The organism is Bradyrhizobium commune (genome assembly GCF_015624505.1).
Lineage (GTDB): Bacteria > Pseudomonadota > Alphaproteobacteria > Rhizobiales > Xanthobacteraceae > Bradyrhizobium > Bradyrhizobium commune.
This window is the reverse complement of the sequence record NZ_CP061379.1, coordinates 699,437-725,585: the sequence shown is the minus strand read 5'-3', so window position 1 is coordinate 725,585 and position 26,149 is coordinate 699,437. Positions and strand designations below refer to the sequence as shown.

The 26,149-nt window shown below is 65.1% G+C and carries 27 protein-coding genes and 1 tRNA gene; 8 read left to right on the top strand and 20 right to left on the bottom strand.

Features of this window, described 5'->3' with window-relative positions; all coding sequences use genetic code 11:
* Nucleotides 1-26: 26 nt before the first annotated feature.
* Both catC and IC761_RS03415 read right to left on the bottom strand, forming a co-directional pair.
* Complete coding sequence (gene catC, locus IC761_RS03420; RefSeq protein ID WP_195801900.1) at nucleotides 27-317, bottom strand: muconolactone Delta-isomerase; 291 nt, start codon at nucleotides 315-317, stop codon at nucleotides 27-29.
* A gap of 3 nt (nucleotides 318-320) precedes the next feature.
* Nucleotides 321-1,496 carry a muconate/chloromuconate family cycloisomerase gene (locus tag IC761_RS03415; protein ID WP_195801899.1) on the bottom strand — a complete coding sequence of 392 codons (1,176 nt, stop codon included), beginning with the start codon at nucleotides 1,494-1,496 and terminating at the stop codon, nucleotides 321-323.
* 97 nt (nucleotides 1,497-1,593) lie between these two features.
* Between IC761_RS03415 and IC761_RS03410 the strand changes: the two genes are divergently transcribed.
* On the top strand, nucleotides 1,594-2,460 hold the full coding sequence (locus tag IC761_RS03410; RefSeq protein ID WP_195801898.1) for a LysR family transcriptional regulator: 867 nt from the start codon (nucleotides 1,594-1,596) through the stop codon (nucleotides 2,458-2,460).
* A 51-nt stretch (nucleotides 2,461-2,511) separates the two neighbouring features.
* On the opposite strand, the gene IC761_RS03405 is transcribed toward IC761_RS03410, so the two are convergent.
* The 10 genes from IC761_RS03405 to IC761_RS03360 form a co-directional block, all read right to left on the bottom strand.
* Entirely contained in the window at nucleotides 2,512-3,651 is a 1,140-nt protein-coding gene (locus IC761_RS03405; RefSeq protein WP_195801897.1) for an amidohydrolase/deacetylase family metallohydrolase, read from the bottom strand.
* A gap of 114 nt (nucleotides 3,652-3,765) precedes the next feature.
* Nucleotides 3,766-5,772: an SPFH domain-containing protein gene (locus IC761_RS03400; RefSeq protein WP_195801896.1), complete on the bottom strand. Its 2,007-nt coding sequence runs from the start codon at nucleotides 5,770-5,772 to the stop codon at nucleotides 3,766-3,768.
* Nucleotides 5,773-6,008: 236 nt separating this feature from the next.
* Nucleotides 6,009-6,611 (bottom strand): VOC family protein, encoded by a 603-nt coding sequence (locus IC761_RS03395; RefSeq protein WP_195801895.1) that lies wholly within the window; start codon nucleotides 6,609-6,611, stop codon nucleotides 6,009-6,011.
* Between the two features lie 46 nt (nucleotides 6,612-6,657).
* A complete protein-coding gene (locus IC761_RS03390) occupies nucleotides 6,658-7,377 on the bottom strand; it encodes an SDR family oxidoreductase (protein ID WP_195801894.1) in 720 nt (239 codons plus the stop codon).
* Nucleotides 7,374-8,228 (bottom strand): ATP-binding cassette domain-containing protein, encoded by an 855-nt coding sequence (locus tag IC761_RS03385; RefSeq protein WP_195801893.1) that lies wholly within the window; start codon nucleotides 8,226-8,228, stop codon nucleotides 7,374-7,376. Before IC761_RS03385 ends, IC761_RS03390 begins: the two co-directional genes overlap by 4 nt.
* Nucleotides 8,225-9,100, bottom strand: a complete 876-nt coding sequence (locus tag IC761_RS03380; RefSeq protein WP_195801892.1) for an ABC transporter ATP-binding protein — start codon at nucleotides 9,098-9,100, stop codon at nucleotides 8,225-8,227. The genes IC761_RS03385 and IC761_RS03380 overlap by 4 nt, the downstream gene beginning before the upstream one ends.
* Entirely contained in the window at nucleotides 9,097-9,984 is an 888-nt protein-coding gene (locus IC761_RS03375) for an ABC transporter permease (RefSeq protein ID WP_195801891.1), read from the bottom strand. Before IC761_RS03375 ends, IC761_RS03380 begins: the two co-directional genes overlap by 4 nt.
* A complete protein-coding gene (locus IC761_RS03370) occupies nucleotides 9,977-10,984 on the bottom strand; it encodes an ABC transporter permease (protein ID WP_195801890.1) in 1,008 nt (335 codons plus the stop codon). Before IC761_RS03370 ends, IC761_RS03375 begins: the two co-directional genes overlap by 8 nt.
* A 30-nt stretch (nucleotides 10,985-11,014) precedes the next feature.
* Nucleotides 11,015-12,553, bottom strand: a complete 1,539-nt coding sequence (locus IC761_RS03365; RefSeq protein ID WP_195801889.1) for an ABC transporter substrate-binding protein — start codon at nucleotides 12,551-12,553, stop codon at nucleotides 11,015-11,017.
* A gap of 100 nt (nucleotides 12,554-12,653) precedes the next feature.
* Nucleotides 12,654-13,886 carry a dienelactone hydrolase family protein gene (locus IC761_RS03360; protein WP_195801888.1) on the bottom strand — a complete coding sequence of 411 codons (1,233 nt, stop codon included), beginning with the start codon at nucleotides 13,884-13,886 and terminating at the stop codon, nucleotides 12,654-12,656.
* 204 nt (nucleotides 13,887-14,090) lie between these two features.
* Here IC761_RS03360 and IC761_RS03355 point away from each other — a divergent pair, with 204 nt between their 5' ends.
* Nucleotides 14,091-14,681 (top strand): helix-turn-helix domain-containing protein, encoded by a 591-nt coding sequence (locus tag IC761_RS03355; RefSeq protein WP_195801887.1) that lies wholly within the window; start codon nucleotides 14,091-14,093, stop codon nucleotides 14,679-14,681.
* Between the two features lie 38 nt (nucleotides 14,682-14,719).
* On the opposite strand, the gene IC761_RS03350 is transcribed toward IC761_RS03355, so the two are convergent.
* The 5 genes from IC761_RS03350 to IC761_RS03330 all read right to left on the bottom strand — a co-directional run bounded on the left by IC761_RS03350 (nucleotide 14,720) and on the right by IC761_RS03330 (nucleotide 18,552).
* Nucleotides 14,720-14,796 (bottom strand) — tRNA-Arg (locus IC761_RS03350).
* Nucleotides 14,797-14,873: 77 nt separating this feature from the next.
* Nucleotides 14,874-15,245, bottom strand: a complete 372-nt coding sequence (locus tag IC761_RS03345) for a cupin domain-containing protein (RefSeq protein WP_195801886.1) — start codon at nucleotides 15,243-15,245, stop codon at nucleotides 14,874-14,876.
* Nucleotides 15,246-15,268: 23 nt separating this feature from the next.
* Nucleotides 15,269-15,907, bottom strand: a complete 639-nt coding sequence (locus tag IC761_RS03340) for an RraA family protein (RefSeq protein WP_195801885.1) — start codon at nucleotides 15,905-15,907, stop codon at nucleotides 15,269-15,271.
* 21 nt (nucleotides 15,908-15,928) lie between these two features.
* On the bottom strand, nucleotides 15,929-17,434 hold the full coding sequence (locus tag IC761_RS03335) for an AMP-binding protein (RefSeq protein ID WP_195801884.1): 1,506 nt from the start codon (nucleotides 17,432-17,434) through the stop codon (nucleotides 15,929-15,931).
* Between the two features lie 95 nt (nucleotides 17,435-17,529).
* The gene (locus IC761_RS03330) at nucleotides 17,530-18,552 is read right to left on the bottom strand and encodes an alpha/beta hydrolase (protein ID WP_195801883.1); all 1,023 of its coding nucleotides are present in this window, start codon (nucleotides 18,550-18,552) and stop codon (nucleotides 17,530-17,532) included.
* Nucleotides 18,553-18,756: 204 nt separating this feature from the next.
* Here IC761_RS03330 and IC761_RS03325 point away from each other — a divergent pair, with 204 nt between their 5' ends.
* Entirely contained in the window at nucleotides 18,757-19,386 is a 630-nt protein-coding gene (locus IC761_RS03325; protein ID WP_195801882.1) for a hypothetical protein, read from the top strand.
* Between the two features lie 149 nt (nucleotides 19,387-19,535).
* Here IC761_RS03325 and IC761_RS03320 read toward each other — a convergent pair whose 3' ends face one another.
* Both IC761_RS03320 and IC761_RS03315 read right to left on the bottom strand, forming a co-directional pair.
* Nucleotides 19,536-19,739 carry a hypothetical protein gene (locus tag IC761_RS03320; protein WP_195801881.1) on the bottom strand — a complete coding sequence of 68 codons (204 nt, stop codon included), beginning with the start codon at nucleotides 19,737-19,739 and terminating at the stop codon, nucleotides 19,536-19,538.
* Nucleotides 19,740-19,765: 26 nt separating this feature from the next.
* Nucleotides 19,766-20,773, bottom strand: a complete 1,008-nt coding sequence (locus IC761_RS03315) for a 2-dehydropantoate 2-reductase (protein ID WP_195801880.1) — start codon at nucleotides 20,771-20,773, stop codon at nucleotides 19,766-19,768.
* A 169-nt stretch (nucleotides 20,774-20,942) separates the two neighbouring features.
* On the opposite strand from IC761_RS03315, the gene IC761_RS03310 reads away from it, so the two are divergent.
* Entirely contained in the window at nucleotides 20,943-21,536 is a 594-nt protein-coding gene (locus tag IC761_RS03310; RefSeq protein ID WP_195801879.1) for a YidB family protein, read from the top strand.
* A 41-nt stretch (nucleotides 21,537-21,577) separates the two neighbouring features.
* A complete protein-coding gene (locus tag IC761_RS03305) occupies nucleotides 21,578-21,850 on the top strand; it encodes a GlsB/YeaQ/YmgE family stress response membrane protein (protein WP_195801878.1) in 273 nt (90 codons plus the stop codon).
* A gap of 160 nt (nucleotides 21,851-22,010) precedes the next feature.
* Here IC761_RS03305 and IC761_RS03300 read toward each other — a convergent pair whose 3' ends face one another.
* Nucleotides 22,011-22,796 carry an SDR family NAD(P)-dependent oxidoreductase gene (locus IC761_RS03300; RefSeq protein WP_195801877.1) on the bottom strand — a complete coding sequence of 262 codons (786 nt, stop codon included), beginning with the start codon at nucleotides 22,794-22,796 and terminating at the stop codon, nucleotides 22,011-22,013.
* Nucleotides 22,797-23,031: 235 nt separating this feature from the next.
* Here IC761_RS03300 and IC761_RS03295 point away from each other — a divergent pair, with 235 nt between their 5' ends.
* The 3 genes from IC761_RS03295 to IC761_RS03285 are packed head-to-tail and all read left to right on the top strand — an operon-like array spanning nucleotide 23,032 to nucleotide 26,107.
* Nucleotides 23,032-24,096: an acyl-CoA dehydrogenase family protein gene (locus tag IC761_RS03295; protein WP_195801876.1), complete on the top strand. Its 1,065-nt coding sequence runs from the start codon at nucleotides 23,032-23,034 to the stop codon at nucleotides 24,094-24,096.
* A gap of 16 nt (nucleotides 24,097-24,112) precedes the next feature.
* The gene (locus tag IC761_RS03290; protein WP_195801875.1) at nucleotides 24,113-25,273 is read left to right on the top strand and encodes an acyl-CoA dehydrogenase family protein; all 1,161 of its coding nucleotides are present in this window, start codon (nucleotides 24,113-24,115) and stop codon (nucleotides 25,271-25,273) included.
* 15 nt (nucleotides 25,274-25,288) lie between these two features.
* Nucleotides 25,289-26,107 (top strand): enoyl-CoA hydratase/isomerase family protein, encoded by an 819-nt coding sequence (locus IC761_RS03285; protein ID WP_195801874.1) that lies wholly within the window; start codon nucleotides 25,289-25,291, stop codon nucleotides 26,105-26,107.
* Nucleotides 26,108-26,149 lie beyond the last annotated feature (42 nt).

Sequence of the window (26,149 nt, the reverse complement as noted above, 5' to 3'; positions counted from 1 at the left end):
GTGTTGCTTGACGTCTTCGAGCCCGCCTATCGATCATCCGCGTGGACGGAGGATGGATGGCGGCAGAGCGGGGTCACCGCGATGTCCATGAACGGAAACAGCGGCAGGCCGGACAGGATCTCGTGCAGTTCCTGAGGCCCCGAGACGTCGAAGATGCTCACATTGGCGTAACGCCCTGCGACGCGCCACAGGTGCCGCCATTTGCCTTCGCGCTGGAGCCGCTCGGCCCGCTCGCGTTCCTTCTGCTTCAGCGCAGAGGCCGTCTCGTCCGGCAGGTCGTGCGGCAGGCGAACATCCATCTGGACATGAAAGAGCATGGTCTACGACGCTGTTTTCAACTTGGGCAGCACGTGGAACGACCGCTCCTGGCGGTCGCGGCGGAAGCGGGCGAGCCGCTCCTCGTCGAGGGCAATGCCGAGCCCTGCCCCTGAGGGCACGGCCAGGCTGAACTCGGAATAGTCGAGGGGCTGCACGAGAATCTCCTCCGTCAAGAGCAGCGGTCCGAACAGCTCGGTGCCCCATTCGAGCCGGCCGAAGGTCGCAAATAGATGCGCCGAGGCGACCGTGCCGATCGCACCCTCCAGCATCGTGCCGCCGTACAGACCGATGCCGGCGGCCTGCGCGATTGCGGCAACCTCTCCGGCCGCAAACAACCCGCCGGACTGCGCGATCTTCACCGCGAACACGTCAGCCGCAGCCTCGCGCGCGAATTCGAACGCGCTTTCGGGGCCATGCAGGGCCTCATCGGCCATGATCGGAATGGCGCTCTCGCGGCAAAGCCGCGCCATGCCCTTGACATTGCTCATGGCGATCGGCTGCTCCACGAGATCGACGCCGGCATCGAGCAACGCCGCCAGCAGATAGGACGCGCGCGCGCCGCTCCAGGCCTGGTTGACGTCAACGCGGATGCTGGCCCTGTCGGCAAGCGCGCGCTTGATCGCGGCGACATGCGCGATGTTGCGGTGCGGGTCGCCCCGCCCGATCTTGAGCTTGAAGATATTGTGCCGCCGCCGCGCCAGCATCTCCTCGGCTTCCGCGATGTCGCGCGCGGTGTCGCCGCTCGCAAGCGTCCAGGCGACCGGCAGCCGATCGTGCTGGCGTCCCCCGAGCAGTTCGGAGACGGCAAGCGAGGTGCGCTTGCCGAGCGCGTCCCACAGCGCCGTCTCGACGGCGCATTTGGCAAAATTGTTGCCCTGGACCGCCTTGCCGATCGTCGCCATGGCCTGGCCGATCCGATCGGGATCGCAGCCGAGCAGGATCGGCGTGATGTAGGTGTCGATGACTAGCTTCATGCCCTCCGGGCTCTCGCTGCCATAGGCGAGACCGCCGATCGTGGTCCCCTCGCCCCAACCGATGGTGCCGTCCGACATCGTCATCCGCACCAGCATCAGCGTCTGCCCGTCCATCGTGGTCATCGCCAGATGGTGCGGGCGAATGGTCGGCAGATCGACGAGGAAAGTCTCGACCGCTTCGATCTTGACGGGTGAGGCTGGCACGCGCGGCGCTCCTTAGGCTTTGACGCGATGATACGAAGCGCCCGCCTTGCCGCCCAAGACCGATCGGGTCTATCTTTATACCCTGGAGGTATGGACGATGGAGTTGCGCGTCCTTCGCTATTTCGCGACGGTTGCCGCGGAGGGCTCGTTCAGCCGCGCCGCCGAAAAGCTGCACATCGCGCAGCCGCCCCTGAGCCGCCAGATACAACAGCTCGAGCGCGAGCTCGGCGTCCAGTTGCTGCATCGATCGAGGCCTCTCACCCTGACCGAACCGGGCCGATACCTGTTCGAGCAGGCGCGACAGATCCTGAACCGGGCCGATGAGGCGAGAGCGATGACACGGCGCATCGCCAAGGGCATGGTACGTCAGTTCAACATCGGTTTCGTCGCCTCGACGCTGTACGACGCGCTTCCCGAGTTGATCCGGCGCTTCCGCCTCGCCGTTCCCGATGCCGACGTCCATCTCGTCGAGATGATCACGCTGGAACAGATCGCGGCGCTGAAGGACGGCCGCATCGACGTCGGCTTCGGGCGGTTACGTTTCGAGGACGATGCGATCGCGCGAAGGGTCATCCGCGAGGAACCGCTCTGTGTCGCGGTTCCGCTGCGCCACGCGCTGGCGAAGGGACGCAAGGTGCGGCTGCGCAAAACGCTCGGCGAGCCCCTGATCCTCTATCCCAATTCGCCGCGCCCGAGCTTCGCCGACCAGGTTCTGTCCTTTTATGCAGATGCGGGTATCGAACCGACCATCGGCATGGAGGTGCGGGAGCTGCAGACGGCGCTCGGCCTGGTCGCCGCCGGCGCCGGCATCTGCCTCGTTCCCGCGTCGGTCCGCCGGCTCGGGCGGGACGACATCCGCTACCTCGATCTCGACGAGGCAACGATGCGCACGCCGATCATCATGAGCTATCGCAGGAACGACAATTCCAAGCTGCTGGCGGCGCTCCTGGAGCTGGTCGCCTGACGCCTCGGGCGGGACCATGAGGCACGCGCCACCCCCGTCGCTGCGCCGATCTCAATTCGGATGCCACCAGCGGCCGCCGACGACGACGCCTTCGGAGACGATCTTGCGATCGCCGATCAGGTGCTCGTCGACCACGTCGACATAGTCGAACTGGCCTTGTTTCACCGAGATCAGCGTGGCGTCGCCGGCGCTGCCGGGCTTGAGGCTGCCGAGCTCGGGGCGGCGCAACGCCATCGCGGCATTCACCGTCGAGGCCGCGATCACGTCCGACAGCTCCATGCCCATGCACAGGAATTTCGACATGGTCGTGACCTGGTCGAAGGCCGGTCCGTCGATGCAGAGCTGATGGATGTCGGAGGAGATCGTGTCGGGATAGAAGCCGTTGGCGAGCATGGCACGCGCGGTCTTGAACGCGAACGAGCCCTTGCCGTGGCCGATGTCGAACAGCACGCCGCGCTCGCGCGCGTCCAGCACCGCCTTCTTCACCGTGCCCTGCGCGGTCGCCGGCGTGTTGGGGAACGGCCGGAACGCGTGGGTCAAGACGTCGCCAGGACGCAGGCGAGCCAGCACCTCCTCGTAGCTCGGCGGCGGATGGTCGATATGGGCCATCAGGGGCATGCCGACCTCGTCGGCGACCTGGAGCGCGATGTCGAGCGGGACGGCCCCCGACGTGCCCGAGGAATGCAGGCCGACGCGCACCTTGATGCCGACGATGAGATCGCGGTTGGCGTCGGCCACCTTGGCCGCCTCGATCGGGTTCATCAGCCGCAACTCCTCGCTCTCGCCAACCATGATCCGGTGCGAGAAGCCGAAGATGCCGGCATGCGAGACATGCAGATAAGCGAGGATGCGGACCTGGCTTGGCTCGATCACATGCTTGCGGAAGCCCGCGAAATTGCCGGGACCTGCGCTGCCGGTATCGACCGAAGTGGTGACGCCGGAGAGACGGCAGAATTCCTCGGCATCGATGCCGAGCGAGGTGCCGCCCCAATAGACATGGGTGTGGAGATCGATCAAGCCGGGCGTCACGATGAGCTTCGAGACGTCGCGGATCTCGGTGCCGGGGTCGGCCTTGAGCCCGGCGCCGATCGCGGCGACCTTGCCGCCGGCAAAGGCGACGTCGGTCACGGCATCGAGCTTCTGGGACGGGTCTATCACCCGCCCCCCGCGCAGGATCAAGTCGAAAGGCATCATCGTCTCCGGGTAAGGCAAGTGAAAGGCGGGAACAGACCGGGCTGGAAGACGCACTTCCAGCCCGGGGCGCTTGTTAGCAATTTTCACACCAGCGAAGCAAATCCGGCGTGGTCAGTGCCCGTTCGTCCGGCGATCCGCCTTCGGCGCCTCTTCCTTCAGCCGCTCCAGCGCATCCGGCATCATGCGGCCGAACATCGAGCTCAGCATCGCGGTCGGGATCAGGCCCGCATTGCTGCTCTCTGCGCCCTGTCCGCCGGACATCAGGAATTGCGGCACCAGGGGCTGGTTGATCTTGGTCAGGGCTTCCGCGAACTTGGTGAAATTCTGCTCGGCCAACCTGAACTCCGGCCCGCCATAGGCATCGACCGATAGTTTTGTCGACTGGGCATTGGCGGTGCCGACCGCAAGCACGCGATCGGCCTCGCCCTGACCCTCGAGGCGCGACTGCTCGCCGACCGCGGCCGCCGTCACCTTTCGGGTCTCGGCGTCCTTCTGCGCACGGGCGAACGCGGCGGCGCCCTCGTTCTCGTTGACCTTGATCTGGATCAGCGATTGCGTCAGCGCCGTCTGCGCGGCCGCGGTCGCCTTGGCCTCGTTGAGCGCGCGCTCCTGCACCGCGGCCTTTTCCTGCTCCTGATAGGTCTCGATCTGCTCGCGCGCGATCTGGCGCGAGCGAAGCTGGATCAGGATGTTCTCGATCGTGTGGTCGCCGGCCGCAGCCCGCGGCGTGCCGATCAGAACCTCCTGGAGATCGAGCGAATAACTCTCGAACTTCGCCTTCATCTGCGCCGCCGATTCCTCCTGGATCGAGGCGCGGTTCTGGAGCAGCTCGATCAAGGTCATCTTCTGCGCAATGTTCTTGAAGAACGCGCTCACCATCGGGTCGAGCGTCTGCTCGACCAGCTTCTTCACGTCGCCGAAGCGCTGGATGATCATCGGCGCCTTCTTGTAGTCGATATGCATCACCACCGAGAGCGGCAGCGTCGGCTCGAACGCATCCCGCGTGATCAGCGAGATCTCCGACAGGTTCTCGTCGAGCTTCATCGCGCCGACCTCGCCGCGCACCCATTTCAGGATGAAATTGACGGTCGGGATGATCTCGATCTTGCCGGCATAGGTGTTGAAGGCATATTTGCCCGGCAGCAGCGGATCCTTCCAGACGCCGCGGCCGCCGTTGAGGACCAGTTCGCCATGACGGTATTGCTCACCCGACACGTCGCCGCTGTGCGGTCCGGTGTAGAAGATGACGACGCCGACATTACCGACCGGGATCACCGTCTTCGGCACCGCCTCGACGGTCGCGAACAGGCGGTTGATGTACCAGGTGCCCTCGACGATGACCTGGAGCTGCCGGCCGCGATAGCCGCCGGCGCTCAGGAATTTCTCCGGCTCCTGGAAATTGTTGTGAAAGATCTCGCTATCGCGCAGGTCGACGCCGACTTCGGGCGCGATGATCTCGCCTGACGGCAGCGACGGGCCGTCATGCACGGTGACGATGCCGACGAGGTCGTGATCGGCCGCGAGCACGACGGGCGTAAAGCCCCAGCGCTCGGCGATCGTGAGCTGCATGGCATCGAGCACGCCGCGCTCCTGTTCGCTCAGGGCATGGCCATAAACGCGATCGTCGGTGATGATCGCGAACTGCGTCGTGTTGATCGCATAGGTGCCCTCGCGCAGGATCTTGCGTTGCGGCCCCTTCTGACCGCCACCGAGCAGGAATCGGCGCACGTCCTGGAAGTCCGATTTGTCCTCGCTGTCGTTGGCACCGAGCACTTGCGAGGCGCCAAGCGCCGCGCCGTCGCGCGCGAACACATAGGCGATCTTGCCTTGTCCGACCGTGACCAGATCCGATTTGTGGATCCGGTACATGAACGGAAAGAACACGTGCAGGCCACCGCGCAGCACTTCCGGCTCGTAACCGGCCTCACCGTTCAGCGCGATGAAGCCGCCCTCGATCGAGCCTTTCGTCGTCCAGAGCTTCTCGACGATGCCGACCTGGTTGTTCGGGATGTAACGAAAGATATTGGCAATCCGCAGCACGATCACGAGCGCGATCGCTGCCGCGGCCCAAAGCGCCGGCTGGGTCAGCCAGGCGCCATTGAAACCATAGAGGTCCATAGCTTTTCTCCAAAATTCGCAACCGGGCGGCCGTGTTAACCAAGGCCACAGCCCAGAATTGCGGGAGCGGAGATGTGAATACAGCCGCTGCTCCGCAAGCAGCGTGTCGCGTAAGGCCTTGCCAATCTTTTTTTATTGGGGACTTGACGGGACCTGAATTTGCGCGGCCGAGCAGAGCGTCAGGAGTCCGCTCGGCGGCTGAAAAAACCGAGTCGCGAATTCGTCTACGACGAGCGTCACTTCATCGGCTCGGTCGTCGACCACAGCACGGTCTTGGCGCTCTTCTCATAGGCCATGCCCTTGGGATAGCTGATCAGCTCCATCTGCATCCCCCACGGCGTCAGGAAATAGAGGATGGACTGACCGGCCGCCGGCCCTTCGTTCACGGGGATCGGCCCCTGCATCGTCTTGACGTTCTTCGACCGCAGATACTCGGCCGCCTTCGCGATGTCGTCGACATAGAGCGCGATGTGGTGGCCGCCGATGTCGCTGTTCTTCGGCAGCGTCTTGGCCTGGTCGGGCGACTGATACTGAAACAGCTCGATGTTGGAGCCGTAGCCGCAGCGGATCATGCTGATCTCGTCGATGACGGCGCGCGGATTCACGTTGACCGCGTCCTGCATGAACGTGCCCTTGTCGTCCATGAACGGTCCGAACGACATCGCATGCGAGCAGCCGAGCACCTCGGTGAAGAAGGCGGTCGCCGCCTTCACGTCGGGCACGGTGATGCCGGTGTGGTCGTGGCCGCGCAGGCCGGGAATAGAATCCGCCGAAGCCGGCAGGATCGAGGCGCCGAGCGACAGCGCGGCGGAGGCAAGCAATACTCGCAACGGGGTCATGATCGCTTCCTTATGGTTCGCAGCTACGCAACATCCGACGTGAAACTCAGCCCGGCGACGCCAACTGGCGCTCGACGCCCTTGGGGTCGTGGGCGAGGCCTTGGGCAAGGCCACGCGCCATCTCGCCGACATAAATCTCTTCCTCGCCCGCCTCGAAACCATCGAGGATTTCCTTCGCGGCATCCGCGGTCGTCATCTTCGGGATAGTCAGCATCGCGGTCATGCGGGTGTCGACCGCGCCGGGAAGTGCGGCAGCGACACGCACGCCCATCGGGCCGAGATCGCCGCGCAAGCCTTGCGTCAGGCTGAGACCCGCCGCCTTGGAGGCGCAGTAGGACCCCATGAACGGCAAGTTCACGCGCGCAAGGATGGTGAGGATGTTAAGCACCGCTCCCTTGTTCTTGATCAGCGCCGGCGCAAAGGCCTTGGTCACCCGCAGCGGCGCGAGATAGTTGATCTCGATCTCCTCGCGCGCGATCGCGACATCAGGCGCGGCCATGAAGCCGGTGTTGTAGTTGACACCGGCATTGTTGATCAGCAGCGTGACGTCGCCGAGAAGGCCTGCCGCCTTCACGACATCGTCGTCGCTGGTGACATCCATCTTGACCGGCACGACGCCATCCGAGGCGGTCAGAGCGGAAACATCGCGCGCCGCGGCGTAGATCTTCGCGGCTCCCCGCGCCTTCAGCTCGGCGATGAGCGCCTGTGCGATCGCACCGGTGGCACCGGTGACGAGGATGATGGAACCCTTGATGGTCTCGGTCATGCGGCTGATCCTTGCTGTTGGGGAGTGACAACCGTGGATTCGTCGAGCCAGCCCGGCTCGACATCGGGCAACGGGATGGCGGCAAGCAATTGCCGCGTATAGGCGTGCTGCGGCGCGCCGAACACGCGCGCGACGGGACCGAATTCGACCACCTCGCCACGATGCAGGATCGCAACATCGTCGCACAGCACACGCACGACCGAGAGATCGTGGCTGATGAAGACCATGGTGAGACCGAGCCGCGCGCGCAGCTCCTTCAGGAGCAGGAGGATGTGCGCCTGGGTCGAGACGTCGAGGCCCGACACGATCTCGTCGGCGACGATGAAATCGGGCTCGAGCGCAAGCGCCCGCGCAATCCCGCCGCGCTGGCGCTGGCCGCCGGACAATTCGTGCGGATAGCGGTCGGCGAATTCGCCCGGCAGGCCGACGAGATCGAGCAGCGCCGCCGCGCGTTCGCGCTGGTCGCGCTTGCCCTTCAGCCGCCCGTGCACGCCGAGCGGGCGCGTCAACGTCGTGCCGAGCCGCAGCCGCGGATTGAGCGAGGATTGCGGATCCTGAAAAATCATCTGAATGCGCGCACGCAGGGGACGCATGGCGGCCTCGTCGAGCTGGCCGATCTCGACACCGTCGAACTGGATACCGCCGGACGTCGGCTTCAACAGCCGCACCAGCAGGCGGCCGAGCGTGGTCTTGCCGGAGCCAGATTCTCCGACGAGACCCAGCACCGAGCCGCGCGGCACGGCGAGATCGACGCCCTTGATCACCTCGCGCAAAGTTGGCTTGCCGAACAGGCCGTTGCGCTGCGGATAGCCGAAGCGGAGGCTGCCGGTGCGGAGCAGGATGTCGCTCATGCCGCCCCCACCGCAGGGACACGATCGAGTCGGTGCGCCTCCGACCATAATTGCTCGATGAGCGCAGGCGGCACCGGGCGCAGCGCTTCAGCCGGCCGGTCGGCGCGCGGCGTCGCCGCGAGCAGTGCGCGTGTATAGGCATGGCGCGGCCGCGTCAGCACGTTGGTCGTCTCACCCTCCTCCAGCACGCGGCCGGCATGCAGCACGGTCATGCTGCGGCAGATCTTTGCGACCACGCCGAGATCGTGGGTCACAAACAGCACGGCGCTGCCATGGCGCTGACGCAGCCGCTCAACCAGCTGAAGCACCTGGCGCTGCACGGTGACGTCGAGGGCCGTGGTCGGCTCGTCGGCGATGACCAACGCGGGATCGCAAGCAAACGCAATTGCGATCAGCACGCGCTGGCGCATGCCACCGGAGATCTCGTGCGGATAGAGCGCGAGCACCCGCTCCGGCTCGCGGATCGCGACCTCGGTCAGAAGCTCGCCGGCGCGCGTCAGCGCCGCGCGCTTCGACAGGCCGAGGTGATGCCGCAGCAAATTGCCGATCTGCGCACCGATGCGCTTGACCGGATTGAGCGAGGTCATCGGGTCCTGCGGGATCAGCGCGATGCGGCGGCCGAGCAGGCTGCGTCGCTCGGCCTCGCTCATGGCCAGGAGATCGCGGCCCTCGAAGGCGATGCGCCCTGCGGTGACGGTCGCATTCGCCGGCAATAGCCCCAGCACGGCACGACCGAGCATGGACTTGCCGGCGCCGGATTCGCCGACCAGCCCGCGGACCTCGCCGGGCTGCACCTCGAGGCTGACACCGCGCAGCACATTGGCGGCACCGATCGCGACCTTCAGCCCTTCCACTGTAAGCGTCGCCGTCATGAGCGTTGCACCGGATCGAGCGCGAGGCGCAGGCCGTCGCCGAACAGATTGAGGCCGATCACGCTCGTGATGATGCAGACGATCGGCAGCGCCATGATCCACGGCGCCTGATAGACGATCTGGCGACCCTCGGCGATCATGCTGCCCCAGGTCGGCGTATCACCGGCCACCGAGATGCCGACAAAGGACAAGATGACCTCGACCAGGATCGCAATCCCCATCTCGACGGCGAGCAGCGTCACCAGCAGCGGGACGAGGTTGGGCAAGATCTCCAGCCGCAGCAGCCTCGCCCGGCTCAAGCCGATAACACGTGCAGCGGCGGCATAGTCGCGCGTGAGCTGCACCATGGTCTCGGCGCGGATCACACGGGCAAAGCGCGTCCAGTCGACCACCACGATCGCCGCGATCACCGAGGTGAGGCCGGCGCCGATCACTGCGGCCAGCACGATCGACAGCAGCACGGGCGGGAACGCCATCCAGACGTCGATCAGCCGCGAGATGGACTGGTCGACCCAGCCGCCAAAACTCCCAGCAAACAGGCCGAGCGCGACGCCGATCGCCGCGGCCAGCGTCGCCGCGATCAATGCGACCATCACTGCGGTTCGCGCCGAATAGATCAGGCGCGACAGCACACAGCGGCCAAGGCTGTCGGTGCCGAGGAGATAGGCAGGCTCGCCGCCGGTCATCCAGGCCGGCGGCAATTGTGCCGACATCAGATCCTGCTCGAGCGGGTCGTGCGGTGCAAGCACGGGCGCAAAGATTGCAGCCAGCACCAACAGGGCGACCAGCGCGGCGCCGATCCAGAGACGCGGACCGCCCCGCTTCAGACCCGCCAGCAGACGCGAGGGCGGCGCAGCGATGGAGGCGACTGAGATATCAGCCATGGCGCAGCCTCGGATCCAGCATGGTCACCACGAGATCGACCAGGAGATTGAGCGCGATGAACAGCACCGCAAAGGTCAGCACCAGGCCCTGGATCAGCGGAAAGTCGCGGTTGATCACCGCGTCGATCGCCATGTTGCCGATGCCTTCATAGGAGAAGATACGCTCGACCAGCACGGTGCCGCCGAGCAGCAGCGTCACCTGCACGCCGCCGAGTGCTACCGTCGGGATCAGCGCGTTGGGAAACACCTCGTGCAGCAGGATGTTCGGCCTCGAATAGCCGCGTGCGCGCGCGATCTGCGCATAGTCCTGATCCTCGGCCTCCGCCAGCGACGCCTTCAGCAGGCGCGCCACCAGAGCCGCAAACGGCAGTGCCAGCGCCAGCGCGGGCAGGATCATATGGTGCAGGAGCGCGAACGCGATATCGAAACGGCCGGTCAGAACGCTCTCGATCAGGTAGAAATTGCTGCGCAGGCTGAGGTCGATCTCCGGATCGATCCGGCCGGAGATCGGCAGCACCGGGATCAGCACACCGAACAGCAGCAGCAGGATCAGCGCCCAGAGGAAATCCGGAATTGCAAGCAGCACGCCGATGCCGCCATCGACGGCCCATTCCGCACGCCGCCCACGCACGAGAATGCCCACCAGCGCGGCGAGGACGCCGAGCACAACGGCAATCAGTGTCGCGAGCAGCGCAAGCTCGATCGTGGCCGGCAACCGCGCGAGCAACAATTCCAGCACGCTCTGCCGCACGCTGATGGAGCGGCCGAAATCGCCGCTCGCGACCTGGCCGAGCCAAGTCGCAAATTGCCGGAGGATCGGCTGGTCGAGGCCGTAAAGCGCGCGCAGCCGGCCGATGTCGGCCTCAGAGGCGCCGGGCGGGATCATCATGGCGATGGGATCGCCCGGCACGACGCGCAGCAGCACGAAGACGATCACCGCCACGCCGAACAGTGTTGGCGGGACGAGGACGAGTCGCCTGATCAGCTCGCCCCATCGCATCCGGGTGTCGCCCTTCTCTAATGCCGCGGCCTAAGCCGGCGTGACGAGCTGCGGAAGGATCATGCCGTTGGACTGCGACACGACCTTGAGGCCCTTCTTGTGGATGATCGGCTGCACATACTGGAACAGCGGGATCACCTCGCCTTCCTCGGCGATGTATTTGTCGACCGCCTTGTAGCCAGCGATGCGCTTGGCTTCGTCCTTCTCGCCCCACAACGGCCCAATGCGCTCGACGAGGTCCTTGCCCTTCCAGGCGCAGTGCGGCGAGGGCCCGAACATCGCAAAGCCGGTCGAGGTCGAGGGATCGCCGATCGCGTTGCCCCAATTGTAGAAGGCGGCAGGCGCCAGCGCGTGGCGCGCACGCAGCTCGAAATGCTTTGCAATCTCGTAGACCTCGATGGTGGCGTCGATGCCGACCTTGCGCCACATGCCGACGATCGCCTGGATCATCTCATAGTCCTTCGGCTTGAAGCCGCGCGTGGTCTGGATCGTGAACTTGACCGGCTTCTCCGGCGAGTAGCCGCTCTTGGCGAGCAGGCTCTTGGCAAGCTCGGGATCGTAGGCGACCTTGACGGAGGGATCGAAGGCGGCATAGCCCGGCGCCTCCAGCGTCGCGATCGGCACGCCGTAGCCCTTGAGCAGCCGGTCGACGATCGCCTTCTTGTCGATGGCGTGGTTTGCCGCGAGGCGCACATTGCGGTCGAGCATCGGATCGATGTCGGTGAGGAAGATCATCGCGATGTCGGAGACCGGCTTGGTCTGACCGGCGAGGCCCGGCTTGCCCTTCAGCCGGTTGAACTCCTCATAGGGAATCTCGAAGGTGAGATCGGAGCCGCCGGATTCCATCTCCGCGACGCGGCTGGTGGGATCGGTGATGAACTTGAACACCACGGTTTCGAAGGCAGGCTTCGGACCCCAATAGCCGGAATGCGCCTTCAGCCGGAGGAACGCGTTGCGCTCGAAGGCGTCGACCTTGTAGGGGCCCGATCCGATCGGGGCCTTCTCGAACCCTTCCGCGCCGACCTTCTCGTAATAGGCCTTGGGCAGGATGTAGGCGGTGAGGAACGCCATCCATTTGAACAGCGTCGGCTCGAACTCCAGCACGTCGCCGGTGATGGTGTTGCCGTCGATCTTGTAATTGCCGACCTTGGACCAGACGAACTGGATCGGGTTGCCGCCCTTCGGATCCGCCGCACGCGTGAGCGACCACACGACGTCGTCGGGCGTCACCGGCGAGCCATCATGCCAGGTCGCGCCCTTGCGCAATTCCAGCGTGATCTTGCTGCGATCCTCGTTCCAGCCCCATTTGGTCAGAAGGCCCGGCTTGAACGATAGGTCGGGCGCCTGGCCGATATAAGGATCGAACACCGCCTGATAGATCGACTGGATGGTCGGGTTGACGGCCGAGAGGCCGACGGTCGGATCGAACGATGGCAGATTGACGTTGTAGGCGATGGTCAATGTGCCCGGCGTGGCGGCGAACGCACCACCGGCGAGGCCCGAGGCGAGCGGCAGCGCGGCGGCGTTACCGGCGAGCTGGAGAAGCGAGCGACGAGAGAGCGACGACATGTTCATGACCCCCAACACGATGAACGAGAGATTGCGAGCACTTGATATTGCGAGCACTTGCGAAACCGGCGCCGCGAGCAGCGCCGTCAATCAGTTCTGCTTATGTCCCGGCGCTCTCGGACCAGCGCGCCATCAGCGTATTGGACGGCAGCGATTCATCGACCAGCTTCTTGGCGGTCTCGACGCCGGCGACGGGAAACTTCTTCGGATCCAGGAGCCCGATCTGCACCAGCACCGACGCCTGGTCCCAATAGATGTGCTCGTTGTAGAGCTTGTCGCCGCGGAAGCGTACGATCGCCACCAGTGGGATCTCGACATATTTGCCGGTCGGCGCCACGCCGGGCAGCATCCAGTCGATCTCGATGTCATGGGTGAAGCAGAACAGCATCTCGTCGACGATGCGATCCGAGCCGATGGTGCGCGAGATCGGCACCAGCTTGGTGTCCTGCGGCGTCTTCGGAATGAAGTGGTTCTTGTAGAAGCGCAGCAGGTCGCGATAGCCGACGCCGCCGGTCATGGTCGGGATGTGGTTGACATAGGGCTCGGCGACCATGGTCGTCATGGTCTGCTCGGCCGAACGCGTCGCGAATTCGAGCTCGGTGTGCTTGTCCCACAGCGCCGAGAGATCGTAGTGCGGGCCCAGCACCTTCCGGAACAGCGCGATCGAGCGCGTATAGGCCATCAGCGTCGCGGGCTTGTCGAAGCTCGTGCGTTCCGGTGCGGCGAAGGCGTGGTCGCAGCCTGGATAGAGATAGAACTCGATCTCGGACCGGCCCTTGAAAGCCGCCATGATCTGCGCACGCGCCTCTGCCGGTGCAAAGCGGTCGAGCTCGGCGAAATGGAAGACCACCGGACATTTGACCTCGCCGGCCTCGCCGAGATCGGCCTCGATGCCGACGCCATAATAGCTGACGGCGCAGTCGACGTCGGTACGGGCGGCGACGAGATAGGCGAGCTTGCCGCCGAGACAGAAGCCGAGCGCGCCGACCTTGCCCTGGCATTCGGGACGCGCGCGCAAAACCTTCAGCGCGTCGGCCGCGTCCTTGATCGACTGATTGGCATCGAAGCGCTGGTAATAGCCCATCGCCTTGCCGAAATCGGCCTCGGTGTAGCCGAGCTCGACGCCGGGCTCCATGCGCCAGAACAGGTCGGGCGCCAGCACCACATAGCCTTCCTCGGCGTAGTGGTCGGCAACCTCGCGCATCGATTTGTTGACGCCAAAAATCTCCTGCAACAGCAGGATGCCGGGACCGGAGCCTGAGGCTGGGACCGCGAGATACCCCTTGAACGTGCCGCCATCCTTGGCAGCGATGTCGATCCACTGTCCGGCCATCGTGATCGTCCCCTCTCGTCGTTGAGCCCTTGGAGCCGTCTCCCATCCGGCGCGTCTGTTTGACGCGTCCGGCATGAGGCGAAGGCGCTTGCCTTTTCATCATGCTTTCTTAATTGAATTTTTAATGTAAGAATCGAACTTGTAAATAGCATAGATTGAGCACAGCCTGCCCAGGCCGTGAGCGAGGGCGGGAATCAGGAGACGATGTTGAGGAAGACGCAGAAGGCTGCCGCGCGACGAACGGGCGCGGCCGCGAGAGACAAGCAGCAGCCCGCAGCTGAGCGAGCCGGCTCATGGCACCTGGCGCGCACCGAGACCGAACGGCGGCTTTCCGAGTTCGAGTTCAGGCTGGAGCGGCTGGCGCAAGCCTATTACCGCTGGAAGGCGGCCTGCCTTGCCGCCGTCTGCGACGTGCCGCTGACCGGCGACGACGTCGCCGTGCTCAACGTGGTGCGCATGGGCGACGAGCCGAAGCGGCTCTCTGAAATCGGCCAGTTGCTCAACCGCGTCGACGTCCCCAATCTGCAATACGCAACCCGCAAGCTGGTGAAGGCCGGCCTGATCGAGACCGAGGGTTCGTCATCGCGCAAGGAGACGCGTTACCGCGCGACCGAGCGGGGCTACACCGTCACCGAAGCCTATGCGAGCCTGCGCGCTGCAACGCTCCCCCCGATGCTGGAGGCGCTGGACGGCTGGGCCGACAAGGCGGAGGCCGCGGGCTCGCACCTCGAGCTGGTGTCGAGCCTCTATACGCAGGCCGCCCAGGTCGCGATCACGCGGCGGCATCAGCCCTGAAGCTGCGCCGCGTCGCCCGGAATTGCAGATGGAGAGAATGGCGATCCCGGGATGACTCGAACATCCGACCTACGGTTTAGGAAACCGCCGCTCTATCCGGCTGAGCTACGGGACCGCGGAACCCGCACATGGCGGGTTGCCTGGCGGTGTTCATATCAAAGCAGTGGCGGGATCGGAAGCCCTCAACTGGCCTCACGTCGTCCCGAACCCCGACCCCGCCTTTTTGTATTCCGGCCGTGGCGGACTAAAGATGTCCAGCACGCGGGCGCCGTCGGGGCCGGCGCGCATGGTGTGTGGCACGTTGCCCGGCGTGCGCCAGAAATCGCCCTTCCTCACGGCAATCTCCTCCCCGCCCTGGACGCGGATGGCGGAGCCGTCTAGCAGCACGCCCCATTGCTCCTCGGGGTGATGATGCAGCGTGCCCTGCGCATGCGGCGCCAGCGTCACCACCGATAGCATCGCCTGCTCGCCGGAGAAGATGCGCGTGGTGACTCCCGCCGCGAGCTCGCGAAACAGCCCGTCGGCGGCATTGTCGAGATTGTGGAATTCTTGCTTCTGGCTCACGCCATCCTCCCTGCCTGCTTCGATCATGACTTGCCGTAAGAGCCCTGGTAGCGGCCCTCGCGGATCGCCTTCAGCGTGTCGTCCTCGCGCCTGATCTGGACGCGCACCGCCTCGAGCAGCGCCGCCGCGCCGGCGGCGGGGAATGACACCACGCCGTCCTCATCACCGACCACAATGTCGCCGGGCGAGATCACGCTGCCGCCGATCGTGACAGGCACATTGATCTCGCCGGGACCGTTCTTGTAGGGGCCGCGATGGATCACGGCGCGGGCGAAGCAGGGAAAGTCGTCGCCGGCGAAGGCTGCGACATCGCGGATCGCGCCGTCGATCACATAGCCTTCGGCTTGGCGCCACTGCGCGATGTTCTTCATGATCTCGCCGACCAATGCACGGGTCTCGTCGCCACCGCCATCGACCACGATGACGTCGCCGGGACCGACCAGCTCGAGCGCGCGGTGGATGGCGAGATTGTCGCCGGGCCGGGTACGCACCGTAAACGCCGTCCCCACCAGCTTGCCGCTGCGATGATAGGGTTTTAGCCCCACCGCGCCGGGCAGCCGGGAGAGATTGTCCGAGATGATCGAGGTCGGTGCAGCCTTGAACCCCGCGATGATGTCGGCCGGCGGTTTCGGCACGCTGTTGGCAGCGATGGTGATGGTCATGCGTTCAGTCCTTCCATGATTTCAGTCGGCGTGCGCCCGGGCCTTCGACGGCAAGATCCGGAAGGCGCGCCCTTCCTTCATCCACGCCGCACGCTGGTCGCGCAACAGCGTGCGGCGAACTTTTCCGGAATCATCGCGCGGCGGGGCGTTAACGATCTCAAAACTCTCCGGGTGCTTGTAGCGGCTGAGCTTGTCCTTCAAAAAGTCCGCCATGCCATCGGCGATGGCCTGGCCGCCCACACCGGGATCAGGCTCGATGATGGCGTGCACACGCTGGCCCAATTCCGGATCGGGCAGTCCCACCACCACGCAGGAACGCACGCCGGGACATTCAGAAACCGCGGCCTCGACCTCAGCCGGATAGATATTGGCGCCGCCGCGCAGCACCATGTCGGCGAGATAGAGATAGCCTTCGGTATCGAGCCGGCCGATATCGCCGAGCGATTCCCAACCGTCGGCGCGGCGCTTCGGCTCGGCGCCGAGATAGTGATAGGTGGCGTCCTTGCCGTCATTGTTGAGGAAATAGATCTCGCCGGTCTCGCCGGGCGCGACATCATTGCCGTCCTCGCCGACGATGCGGAGCTTCGCCATCTCGCCGATCTTGCCGACCGAACCCTTGTGCGTCAGCCACTCGGTGCCGGAGATGATGCAGGCGCCTTGCCGCTCGGTGCCACCATAGAGCTCCCAGACCCGCTCCGGCCCGAGCCAGGCGATCCAGTTCTCCTTCAGCCAGGGCGGCATCGGAGCGGCCATGTGGAACACGGTCTGGAGGCTCGACACGTCGTAAGCGTTGCGCACGTTCTCCGGCAGCGCCCAGATCCGATGCATCATGGTCGGCACGAAATTGACCCATTGCACGCGCTCGCGTTCGATCTGGCGCAGCGTTTCCTCCGCGTCGAACTTGACGAGGCCGGTGAGCTGACCGCCGGTGAACAGCGCATAGTGCGACACGATGAACGGCGCATTGTGATAGAGCGGCCCCGGATTGAGCAGCGAGACGCCGAAGGGAATGTTGAGAGGCGGCGCGGCGACGGTATCCGTCACCGCAGGATGGTGATCGAGGATCACCTTGGGGCGACCGGTCGAGCCGCCTGAGGTCATGGCCTTCCAGTAGCGCGCCACCGGCGGGTCGAGCGGCTCGTCGGAAAAGCCCTCGGGCACGAAATCCGCCGGCAGTCTGTTTGGCGCATTCCAGTCGGCCTCGCCGCCGACCACCAACGCCGGCTTCAGGATGTCGAGCACGGCGGCGGCCTCGCCGCGCGGCAGCCGCCACGACAGCGAGGTCGGCGTCGCGCCACACTTCCACACCGCAAACGAGATCTCGAAGAACGCGTTGCCGTTGGGCAGGCCGATCGCGACGAAATCGCCGGGCTTGACGCCCTTGGCCGCGAATGCCCGCGCACGGCGATTGGCGCCGCGCTCGAGCTCGTCCCATGTCAGCGTGTCCTGCCCATGGCGGACGGCGATCGTGCCTTCGGGTTTGCGCTGCGCATACCAGCGCGGCACGTCGGAGAGCGGCAGCAGCATCGGACGTTTCCACTTCGTCTTCTTGGCATCGCCTCAGGGTGAGACGCGCGAGGGCGAAGTGTAACAGCAAGGGCGAACCCTTCAAGGCATCCGCATCAGCGCTCCGCGCCGCAGCCCGGAATATCGAACAGGGCGGCAAGGCCGCATTTCGAGGTCAGCATCTTGTCGCCGTCATGGCCGACGCCGGCGACGTCCCACACCCGGTGATTGGGCGTGCCGTGATCGCGCTTGGCCATCGCATCGACATAGGCGTGGCCGCGGGCGTAGCGGTAGGGGCCCTGCGCCTTGGCCATGCAGCTCTTGTCGAGCGCGGGATGTTCCGGATTGGTGTCGAGAGTGCCGAGCAGATAGATCACGTCGCGTTCGACATAGCGCTGCTCGAGCGCCGTCGGTGTTGCGTCTGCAAGATAGGGCGGGCGCTCGTCCATGCCGTATTTCCAATTGTTGTAGCCAGGACAGGACGCGGCAATCGCGGGCACGGGTCGCTCAGCGCTGAAATACGCATAGGAGGAGGGATTGGCGACGACATAGCGAACATCGATGTGCTGGCGCGACAGCGCCGCCTCGCCCTTGCCGGCAATCGCATAGCGCTGCGCGACCTGGCCGCCGCCTGAATGGCCGGCGACCACCACCTGCTTCAAATTCGGAAAGAGGCGCCGGTCCGAGAGCTTTGCCAGGATCGCATCGAGCGCATCGAAGGACGACACCGGGTTCGGCGCGAGCGCGGCATCGCCGCCCTCCCATCCCTCCAGCGACCAGCGCAGCGTGTCCGCGGGCAACTTGTAGGCCTCGATATCGATCTCCGCCAAAAACTGCGGCACGATCATGAGCGCGCTTCTGCCGTCGTTGCCCGCTGCGACCTGCGCGGTGTGGGCCGAAATATAATATTCGTCGGCGTTGCGCAGGCGTCCGTGCAGCACGATGATGGCGCGCGAGATCGCCGGCAGTGGCATCGACCAGTCGCTGGAGAGATAGAGCGGCAGCATGCCTTGCCCGCCGACCGCGAGCCGCGCGTCGGCGATCGCCTTCACCGGCTTGCGGTTGGGCGCGTCCTCATCGGCGGCGAGCGCATGGCCGGACATCAGCACACATACGATCGCGGCAAGCCAAGCCCTCATGACATTTCCCTTCGATTTCACATCGACAAACTCTAAGCGCATCGCATGCCACGCGGCTGTGACTCCCGCGCCACGTCAAGCAAAAAATGTCAGCATCCCAGCCATGAAATTCACGGGTTCCATGGGTGACAAGCCGGCGATAAAGGGGCAAAAATTCGTCCCGACTCAGTTCGGGTTGAGTTCTGCAAGGAATGCTCTCGTAGAATGTCGATTGTGGTTGCATCGCGTCGTGCGGCGCCGCGTCTCGTTGCCGCAGCAGGATTTTTTCTGCTGACGCTGCCGCATGCTCAAGCCCAATGGTGGAAGCGCGCACCGGTCGATTTCGAGGAATGCGCCGACGCTGCCGAGAAGGCCGCGACCAAGACCGAGAAGACCTCGGCGCTTGCCGACTGCAACGCCAAGTTCGCGGGCCGCCGCAAGGCGGGCGGCGGCTACACCTATTACGACTTCCTCCAGGACCGCACCTTCGACATCGCCGGCCCCAATCCGACGCCGGAGGAGCAGAAGAAGATCGACGAATCCTATACCGCTTACCTCGCCAGTCAGCGCCGCAGCAATGAAGCCGCCCAGACGGCTCTGCGCCAACAACGTGAGCAGCAGGAGCAACAGCTCCAGCAGGTCGCGTTGCGGACCGAGGCCGAGCGCGCGCCGGTGCCAGTCCCGGTCGAGCGGCCCAAGGTCTTGCAGGCTGCCGGCACCGACGCCCGGCCGCGGCCGAAAGGCGCATGTGCCAAAGGCTCATTCTCCTGCGAATGGCCGCGCCTGTCGGAAGGCCTGAACGATTTGAAGAAGCTGTTCAGCCCGACGCCGAGCAAGCCGGCGAAGAAGGGCTGAGCTTCCGCCGCTGTGTGTAGGGTGGGCAAAGGCGCGCGCTTCGCGCGCCTTGCCCACCACCTTGCGGCAAGAAAAATGGTGGGCACGCTTCGCTTTGCCCACCCTACGGCTGCTGATAATGTGGCGCCAACCCGCGCAACTCGCTGGCCTCAGTTCGTGTGCTTCTTCTTGCTGCGCTTTGGAATCGTGGCCGGTGCAGTCTCCGTCGTCGGATTGCCCAAGGCTGACCTGCTCTCCTGCAATCGCCGGTCATAGCCGGGAGAGTTCATGACGGTCGGCGGCCTTGCCTCTGCGATCGTCGATGCGCCGCAGAACGCCGCTAGCGCAAGCCCGACCAGCAAACCATGTTTCATCGCGCTCCTCCCTCGACCAGCGAGCCTCAAGCCACGCCGCGAATCTGCTGCGGCGTGAGCCCGGGCGGGCCCTTGGCCGCGCTTTCCGCCTCCTTCACCAGCGCAACAATGCGGCGCATCAGCGGCACGGCGACATTGTTCTGCTCGGCAAGCGCGATCACTGCGCCCTGGAGATAGTCGATCTCCGTCCTGCGGCCCTGCTTGAGGTCCTGCCACATCGAGGAGCGGGCCTCCGGATCGATCTTCATCGTCCGTCCCAGGATCGCGTTGAAGATCGTGTCGGGCAATCGCAGCAGCGCCGGCGTCCATTTCAGTGGGATCGGCGTCGCCGAGACAGGCGTGATGCCGGCGGCGTTCATCGCGGCCAGCCCCTCGGCCATCTGGTCGGCGAACAGTTTTCGCCACTCGCGGTTCGCCAGTTGCGCGGCGAGCGGCACGTCGGACAGCGCGCTCAGCGCGTTGTTCAGATTGATGATCAGCTTGCCCCATTGCACGCCGGTGATGTCGCGGCTCGCGCGCATGGTGAGGCCCGGTGCGGAGAGCGCTGCGGCCGTGTTGTCGGCATCCTCGCCGACATGAATGTCGCCGGAGCTCGAGCGATGGAAGCGCCCCTCGCCCATCGCGACCACGTTGAACGGGACCATGCCGGCAAGCACGCACCGCCCGCCGAGGCGTTCATTCAGCATGGCAACATTGCCGACGCCGTTTTGCAGGGACACGATGATGGCGTCCTGGGGCGCATGCTGCGCGATCTGGTCGGCGACATCGGCGGTATCCGCGCTCTTCACCGTGACCAGCACGATGCCGGCACTATGGAAGATCGAGGGGTCTTCCGACAGCGCGAGGTGACCCGCTCCTAACTTCGTTTCGGAGCCGTCGAAATCGGTCAGAAGCAGGCCGAAACGCTCGATCTCGGTCTTCACCCGCGGCCGCACCAGCAATGCGACGCGGCGTTCGGAGGCCGCCAGCTTGCCGCCGACAAAACAGCCGATGGCACCCGCGCCCGCCACCACGATCGGTCGATCCGTAACCACCTGACTTGCTCCCCGAAAGACCCGCTTTCGTTAGCAGAGGCGAGGCCCGCTGCCCATCGCGGCCCGGGCGGATCTGCCTTGTAACCGTCATGAGAGCCTCATATGTTTTTGCCCGGGGGCGGTGTCATCGGCGAGAGCTCGCCGAACGAGAACGCCAAAGGAGAGCACCATGGGTCTACTCGACGTCCTCAACGGCATGCAGAACGGCCCGCGCGGCCCGAGCACGCCGAGCTCGCAATCATCCTCCGGTGGCATGTCGCCGATGACCATGGCGATCATTGCCCTGCTTGGGTGGAAGGCCTTCAAGCATCTGACGGCAAGCCAGCCGGGTGCAGCGCCGCAGTCGGCACCGACCCCTGTGCCCCCGCCAGTGAACGCAGGTGCGGGCGGCGGCCTTGGTGGTGCTCTTGGCGGCGGCGGCATGGGCGATTTGCTCAAGGGCGGCCTCGGCGGCCTGCTCGCGGGCGGCGCGGCCGGCTCCGTGCTGAGCGGCGGGCTCGGCGATCTCCTCAACCAGCTCCAGCAGGGCGGACACGGTGACACCGCCAATTCCTGGGTCGGCAAGGGCGAGAACAAGGCGATCGCTCCCGGCGATCTCGCCAACGCGCTCGGCGCAGACCAGATCCAGAGCCTGTCCGCCCAGAGCGGCCTGTCGCGTGACGAGCTGCTCTCCGGCCTCAGCCAGTATCTGCCGCAGGTGATCGATCATCTGACGCCGGACGGACGGCTGCCGACCGAGAACGAGCTCTCGGGCAGAATTTAGTCAAACTCCGATCGACGCGTTCCAGGAAGGGGAGCACTGACATGAGCACGGGCGGCATCTTGTGGATCATCGTCGTCGGCTTCGTCGCCGGCCTCATCGCGCGTTTTCTGGCACCGGGACCGAACAATCCGAGCGGCTTTATCCTCACCACCATCCTCGGCATCGTCGGCGCATTTCTCGCGACCTTCGTCGGCCAGGCCATCGGTCACTACAGCCCGGACCAGGGGGCCGGCTTCATCATGGCCACGATCGGCGCCGTGGTGGTGCTGTTCATCTGGCACCGGCTGGTGGCGAGCGGCGTGATCAAGGGGTAGCCGGCTCGCCCCACAAATTCTGCGTCGTCCCGGCGAAGGCAGGGACCCATAACCACAAGACGTGGTGTGGCGAAGACTCGGAATTGCCAGCGCGGGTCAAACTACGCTCTCGGAGTATGGGTCCCGGCCTTCGCCGGGACGACACGTGGACCGTGCGATCTCACGTAATCAGATGCATCCCGGCGTCCATGCGCACGGCCTCGCCGGTCATGTTGCCGGAAGCAGGCAGCGCCAGGAAGCAGACGAGCTGGGCGATGTCGTCAGCGCTCGAGGCGACCTTGAGCGGCACCTTTGCCACCACGTTGTCGCGCACCTTTTTCGCACCTTCCTCGCCACGGCCCTTGGTGAACCAGGGCGTGTCGATATAGCCCGGGCAGACCGCGTTGACACGGATCAGCGGCGCAAGCGCGACCGCCAGCGATCGCGTGAGGGTGTTGAGCGCGCCCTTGCTCGCGGCATAAGCCATCGAGGAGCCGACGCCGTTGATGCCTGCGACGGAGGACACATTGACGACCGCCGAGGTCCGCCCCGATGCCTTCGCGCCAGCCTCGAGCAGGCTGCGCGCGGCGCGCACCATCTGGAACGGACCGATGGTGTTGACGCCGTAGAGCCGCTGGAAATCTTCCGCCGACAATCCGTCGAGATCGCCATAAGTAACGTGCTTGGTGGTGCCGGCATTGTTGACGAGCACGTCGAGCCGGCCCCAGGGTGCGGCGGCCGCTACGATCTTGCGGCAGTCCTCGTCGCGCGAGACGTCGCCCTGCACGATCAGAATCTCCGCGGCCCCGGCCTTGCGGCAGACTTCCGCGGTGGCTTCCGCTTCCTTCCGGCTCGACGAATAATTGATGATGAGCCGCGCCCCGCTGCGGGCGAGAATTTCAGCGGTCGCAGCACCCAGTCCGGATGCGGACCCCGTCACGATTGCGCACAAGCCGTCCTTTGCCATCCGGATTTCCTTCCCTTTTCTAAGATGTCGGCACCCTGTTTAGCGAGTTTGCCGTGCGCTGCAAATCGAGCAAACTCCGCTAAGCGGAATTAATCTTCTGCCCATGCCGGCGCCGCAGATGGACCTGCGATCAACGCTTGTCAGGGCCATGGCTTTTTCCGATCATCGGGCGCAAGAAGAACCTGCGCGCCGCCGACCAGGCAGGACGCGCCAATGGAAAAACACGGGGAACGCTGTGGCGGAGAGTGACAATATCGTCGTCGAGACCGCGGAGAAAATCTTCGCCGATCTCGCCGATCCGCAAACCATCAACAACGACAAGAGGGATTCCTGGCGGGCACCGCTGTGGCAGGCACTGAGCGAGGCCGGATTGCCGCTGTCATGGGTGCCGGATGATCTCGGCGGCTCCGGTGCGAGCCTCGCCGACGGCTTTGCGCTGCTCAACGCCGCCGGCCGCTTTGCAGTCGCGGTTCCCCTGGCCGAGACCATGCTCGCGGGCTGGCTGCTCGCGCAAGCGAAGGTCGCTTCGCCCGAAGGCGAGATGACGGTGCTGCCGGCTTCGCCAAAGGACCGCATCACGCTCGACGCCAACGGTGCGCTGTCCGGCCGCTGTCGCGGCGTGCCCTTTGCCAAGGCGGCCAAGCATTTTGCGGTGCTGGCGCACGGCGAGGATGGCGCCATGATCGCGCTGGTCGATGCCTCGAAGGGCCGGATCGAATCCGGGCTCAATGTCGGCTACGACCACAGCGATACCGTCACGCTCGACAAGGTGCAGCCCGTCACCATCAAGCCGGCGCCGAAGGCTTTTGACCAGACCACACTGATGCTGATGGGCGGCGTCGCGCGCAGCCTCCAGATCGCGGGCGCTCTGGAATCCATGCTCGACATCTCCGTGCGCTATTCCAACGAACGCGTCGCCTTCGAGAAGAAGATCTCGAAATTCCAGGCCGTGCAGCACAATCTCGCGCGTCTTGCCGGCGAATCCGCCGCGGCACTCGCGGCCGCAACCTCTGCAGCCGATGCGATTGCAAACGCAAAGTCGTTCGACGACGAAGTCTATCTCGAAGCTGCCTCGGCAAAAATCCGTTGCGCCGAAGCCGCGGAAAAAGGCGGCGGCATCGCGCATCAGGTCCACGGCGCGATCGGCTTCACCATGGAGCACATCCTGCATCGTTATTCATTGCGGGCACTGGCCTGGCGCGACGATTTCGGGTCCGAGAGCCACTGGGCCGTCGAGCTCGGCAGGCTGGTGGCCAATCGCGGCGCCGACGAATTGTGGCCGCTCGTGGCGTCACGCTGATCGGGAGACGAAACACATGACCGCTGCCCTTCGTTTCGATCCGATCCGCCTGCCCGAGACGTGCGAGCAATTGCGCAAGGAAGTGCGCGCGTTCCTTGCCGAGGAGATCGCTGCCGGCACCTTCGATCCGCACAAGCCCAACCGCGAAGACACCGACGCGCCGGAATTTTCCCGTCGGGTCGGTGCCAAGGGTTGGCTGGGCATGACCTGGCCCAAAAAATATGGCGGCCAGGAGCGCTCCTTCCTCGAACGCTATGTGGTGACCGAGGAGATGCGCGTCGCCAATGCGCCGACGCGGCGCTTCTTCGTCGCCGACCGCCAGAGCGGACCGGTGCTTTTGAAATACGCGCCCGAGCATATCAAGATGGAGATTTTGCCGCGGATCTGCCGCGGCGAGATCTGTTTTGCGATCGGCATGAGCGAGCCGAATTCGGGCTCCGATCTATTCGCGGCGAAGACCCGCGCGGCCAAGACCGATGGCGGCTATCTCATCAACGGCACCAAGATCTGGACCTCGTCGGCGCACATCGCCGACTACATGATCGCGATCTTCCGGACGTCACAGCCGACCAAGGAAAACCGCCGTCACGGCCTGACTCAGTTTTTGGTCAAGATGAGGCAGCCAGGCATCAAGGTGAATCCGATCGGCCAGATCACCGGCCAGTACGAGTTCAACGAAGTCGTCTTCACCGACTTCTTCGTGCCCGACGATCACGTGCTCGGCGAAGTCGACGGCGCCTGGAAGCAGGCGACGAGCGAGCTTGCTTATGAGCGCTCGGGGCCCGAGCGTTTCCTCGAGACCTATTACGTGCTGACTGAACTCGTCCGCGCGGTCGGTCCCAACCCGGACACCCGCAGCGCCGAAGGCATCGGCCGGCTGGTGGCACAGCTCCACACCATGCGGCGCATGTCGGTCTCGGTGGCCGGCATGCTGCACGCAGGCAAGGAGCCGGTGGTGGAGGCCTCGATCGTCAAGGACATCGGCACGGTCTGGGAGCAACAGCTGCCGCATCGTGTGCGCGATCTCGCCGCCTTCGTCGAGGAGACCGCGACCAACCGCGAGACGCTGGAGCGGCAGCTCGACTTCGCCATCAAGACCGCGCCGAAACTCACCATCCAGGGCGGCACCACGGAAGTGCTGCGCGGCATCATCGCGCGCGGACTTGGGCTCCGCTAAACCTTCGAGGACATCATGAGCACCTACAAAGACATCGGCGTCGAAAAGGTCGGGCACGTCGGCACCATCGAGATCCGTCGCCCGCCCCTCAACTTCTTCGACATCTCGCTGATCAACCAGATCGCCGATGCGCTCGACGAGTTCGACCGGGACATCGAGATCCGAGCCTCGGTCCTCTCGGCGCAAGGCAAGGCGTTCTGCGCGGGTGCCAATTTCGGTGACCCGGCGCGGCAAGCGCAGGAAGCGCGCGAGGCCGAGCAGAAGGCAAAAGGCGATCCGGCCGACAGCCTCGGCCCGATCAACCATCTTTATATCCAGGCCGTGCGCATCTTCCGCGCCAAGAAGCCGATCGTCGCCGCCGTGCAGGGCGCGGCCATCGGCGGCGGCCTCGGCCTCGCGGTGTCGGCCGACTTCCGCGTCACCTGCCCCGAGGCGCGCTTCTCCGCGAATTTTACAAAACTCGGTTTCCACCCCGGCTTCGGCCTGACGACGACGCTGCCTGAATTGATCGGCAAGAACAACGCCGAGCTGATGTTCTACACCAGCCGCCGCGTCACCGGTGAAGAGGCGGTGAAGTGGGGCCTCGCCAACGAGCTGGTGCCGCAGGACCAGGTGAAATCGGCCGCGATGAAGCTCGCCGGCGAGATCGCCGAATGCTCCCCGCTGGGCCTGCTCTCCACCCGCGCCACGATGCGCGCCGGGTTGGCCGATCGCGTGATGGCGGCGACCAATCACGAGCTCGCCGAGCAGACCCGTCTGCGCGCGACGGAGGATTTCAAGGAAGGCGTGAAGGCCACGGAAGAACGGCGCGCGGCCAATTTCAAGGGACGGTGACCACCGCATCACGCGGGCGCGGCCGCAATCTCACCTGTCGTC

Coding starts and splice junctions, on each gene's coding strand:
- catC (WP_195801900.1), bottom strand. CDS start 317: ATGCTCTTTCATGTCCAGATGGATGTTCGCCTGCCGCACGACCTGCCG.
- IC761_RS03410 (WP_195801898.1), top strand. CDS start 1,594: ATGGAGTTGCGCGTCCTTCGCTATTTCGCGACGGTTGCCGCGGAGGGC.
- IC761_RS03405 (WP_195801897.1), bottom strand. CDS start 3,651: ATGCCTTTCGACTTGATCCTGCGCGGGGGGCGGGTGATAGACCCGTCC.
- IC761_RS03400 (WP_195801896.1), bottom strand. CDS start 5,772: ATGGACCTCTATGGTTTCAATGGCGCCTGGCTGACCCAGCCGGCGCTT.
- IC761_RS03395 (WP_195801895.1), bottom strand. CDS start 6,611: ATGACCCCGTTGCGAGTATTGCTTGCCTCCGCCGCGCTGTCGCTCGGC.
- IC761_RS03390 (WP_195801894.1), bottom strand. CDS start 7,377: ATGACCGAGACCATCAAGGGTTCCATCATCCTCGTCACCGGTGCCACC.
- IC761_RS03385 (WP_195801893.1), bottom strand. CDS start 8,228: ATGAGCGACATCCTGCTCCGCACCGGCAGCCTCCGCTTCGGCTATCCG.
- IC761_RS03380 (WP_195801892.1), bottom strand. CDS start 9,100: ATGACGGCGACGCTTACAGTGGAAGGGCTGAAGGTCGCGATCGGTGCC.
- IC761_RS03375 (WP_195801891.1), bottom strand. CDS start 9,984: ATGGCTGATATCTCAGTCGCCTCCATCGCTGCGCCGCCCTCGCGTCTG.
- IC761_RS03370 (WP_195801890.1), bottom strand. CDS start 10,984: ATGCGATGGGGCGAGCTGATCAGGCGACTCGTCCTCGTCCCGCCAACA.
- IC761_RS03365 (WP_195801889.1), bottom strand. CDS start 12,553: ATGTCGTCGCTCTCTCGTCGCTCGCTTCTCCAGCTCGCCGGTAACGCC.
- IC761_RS03360 (WP_195801888.1), bottom strand. CDS start 13,886: ATGGCCGGACAGTGGATCGACATCGCTGCCAAGGATGGCGGCACGTTC.
- IC761_RS03355 (WP_195801887.1), top strand. CDS start 14,091: ATGTTGAGGAAGACGCAGAAGGCTGCCGCGCGACGAACGGGCGCGGCC.
- IC761_RS03340 (WP_195801885.1), bottom strand. CDS start 15,907: ATGACCATCACCATCGCTGCCAACAGCGTGCCGAAACCGCCGGCCGAC.
- IC761_RS03335 (WP_195801884.1), bottom strand. CDS start 17,434: ATGCTGCTGCCGCTCTCCGACGTGCCGCGCTGGTATGCGCAGCGCAAA.
- IC761_RS03330 (WP_195801883.1), bottom strand. CDS start 18,552: ATGAGGGCTTGGCTTGCCGCGATCGTATGTGTGCTGATGTCCGGCCAT.
- IC761_RS03325 (WP_195801882.1), top strand. CDS start 18,757: ATGTCGATTGTGGTTGCATCGCGTCGTGCGGCGCCGCGTCTCGTTGCC.
- IC761_RS03320 (WP_195801881.1), bottom strand. CDS start 19,739: ATGAAACATGGTTTGCTGGTCGGGCTTGCGCTAGCGGCGTTCTGCGGC.
- IC761_RS03310 (WP_195801879.1), top strand. CDS start 20,943: ATGGGTCTACTCGACGTCCTCAACGGCATGCAGAACGGCCCGCGCGGC.
- IC761_RS03305 (WP_195801878.1), top strand. CDS start 21,578: ATGAGCACGGGCGGCATCTTGTGGATCATCGTCGTCGGCTTCGTCGCC.
- IC761_RS03300 (WP_195801877.1), bottom strand. CDS start 22,796: ATGGCAAAGGACGGCTTGTGCGCAATCGTGACGGGGTCCGCATCCGGA.
- IC761_RS03290 (WP_195801875.1), top strand. CDS start 24,113: ATGACCGCTGCCCTTCGTTTCGATCCGATCCGCCTGCCCGAGACGTGC.
- IC761_RS03285 (WP_195801874.1), top strand. CDS start 25,289: ATGAGCACCTACAAAGACATCGGCGTCGAAAAGGTCGGGCACGTCGGC.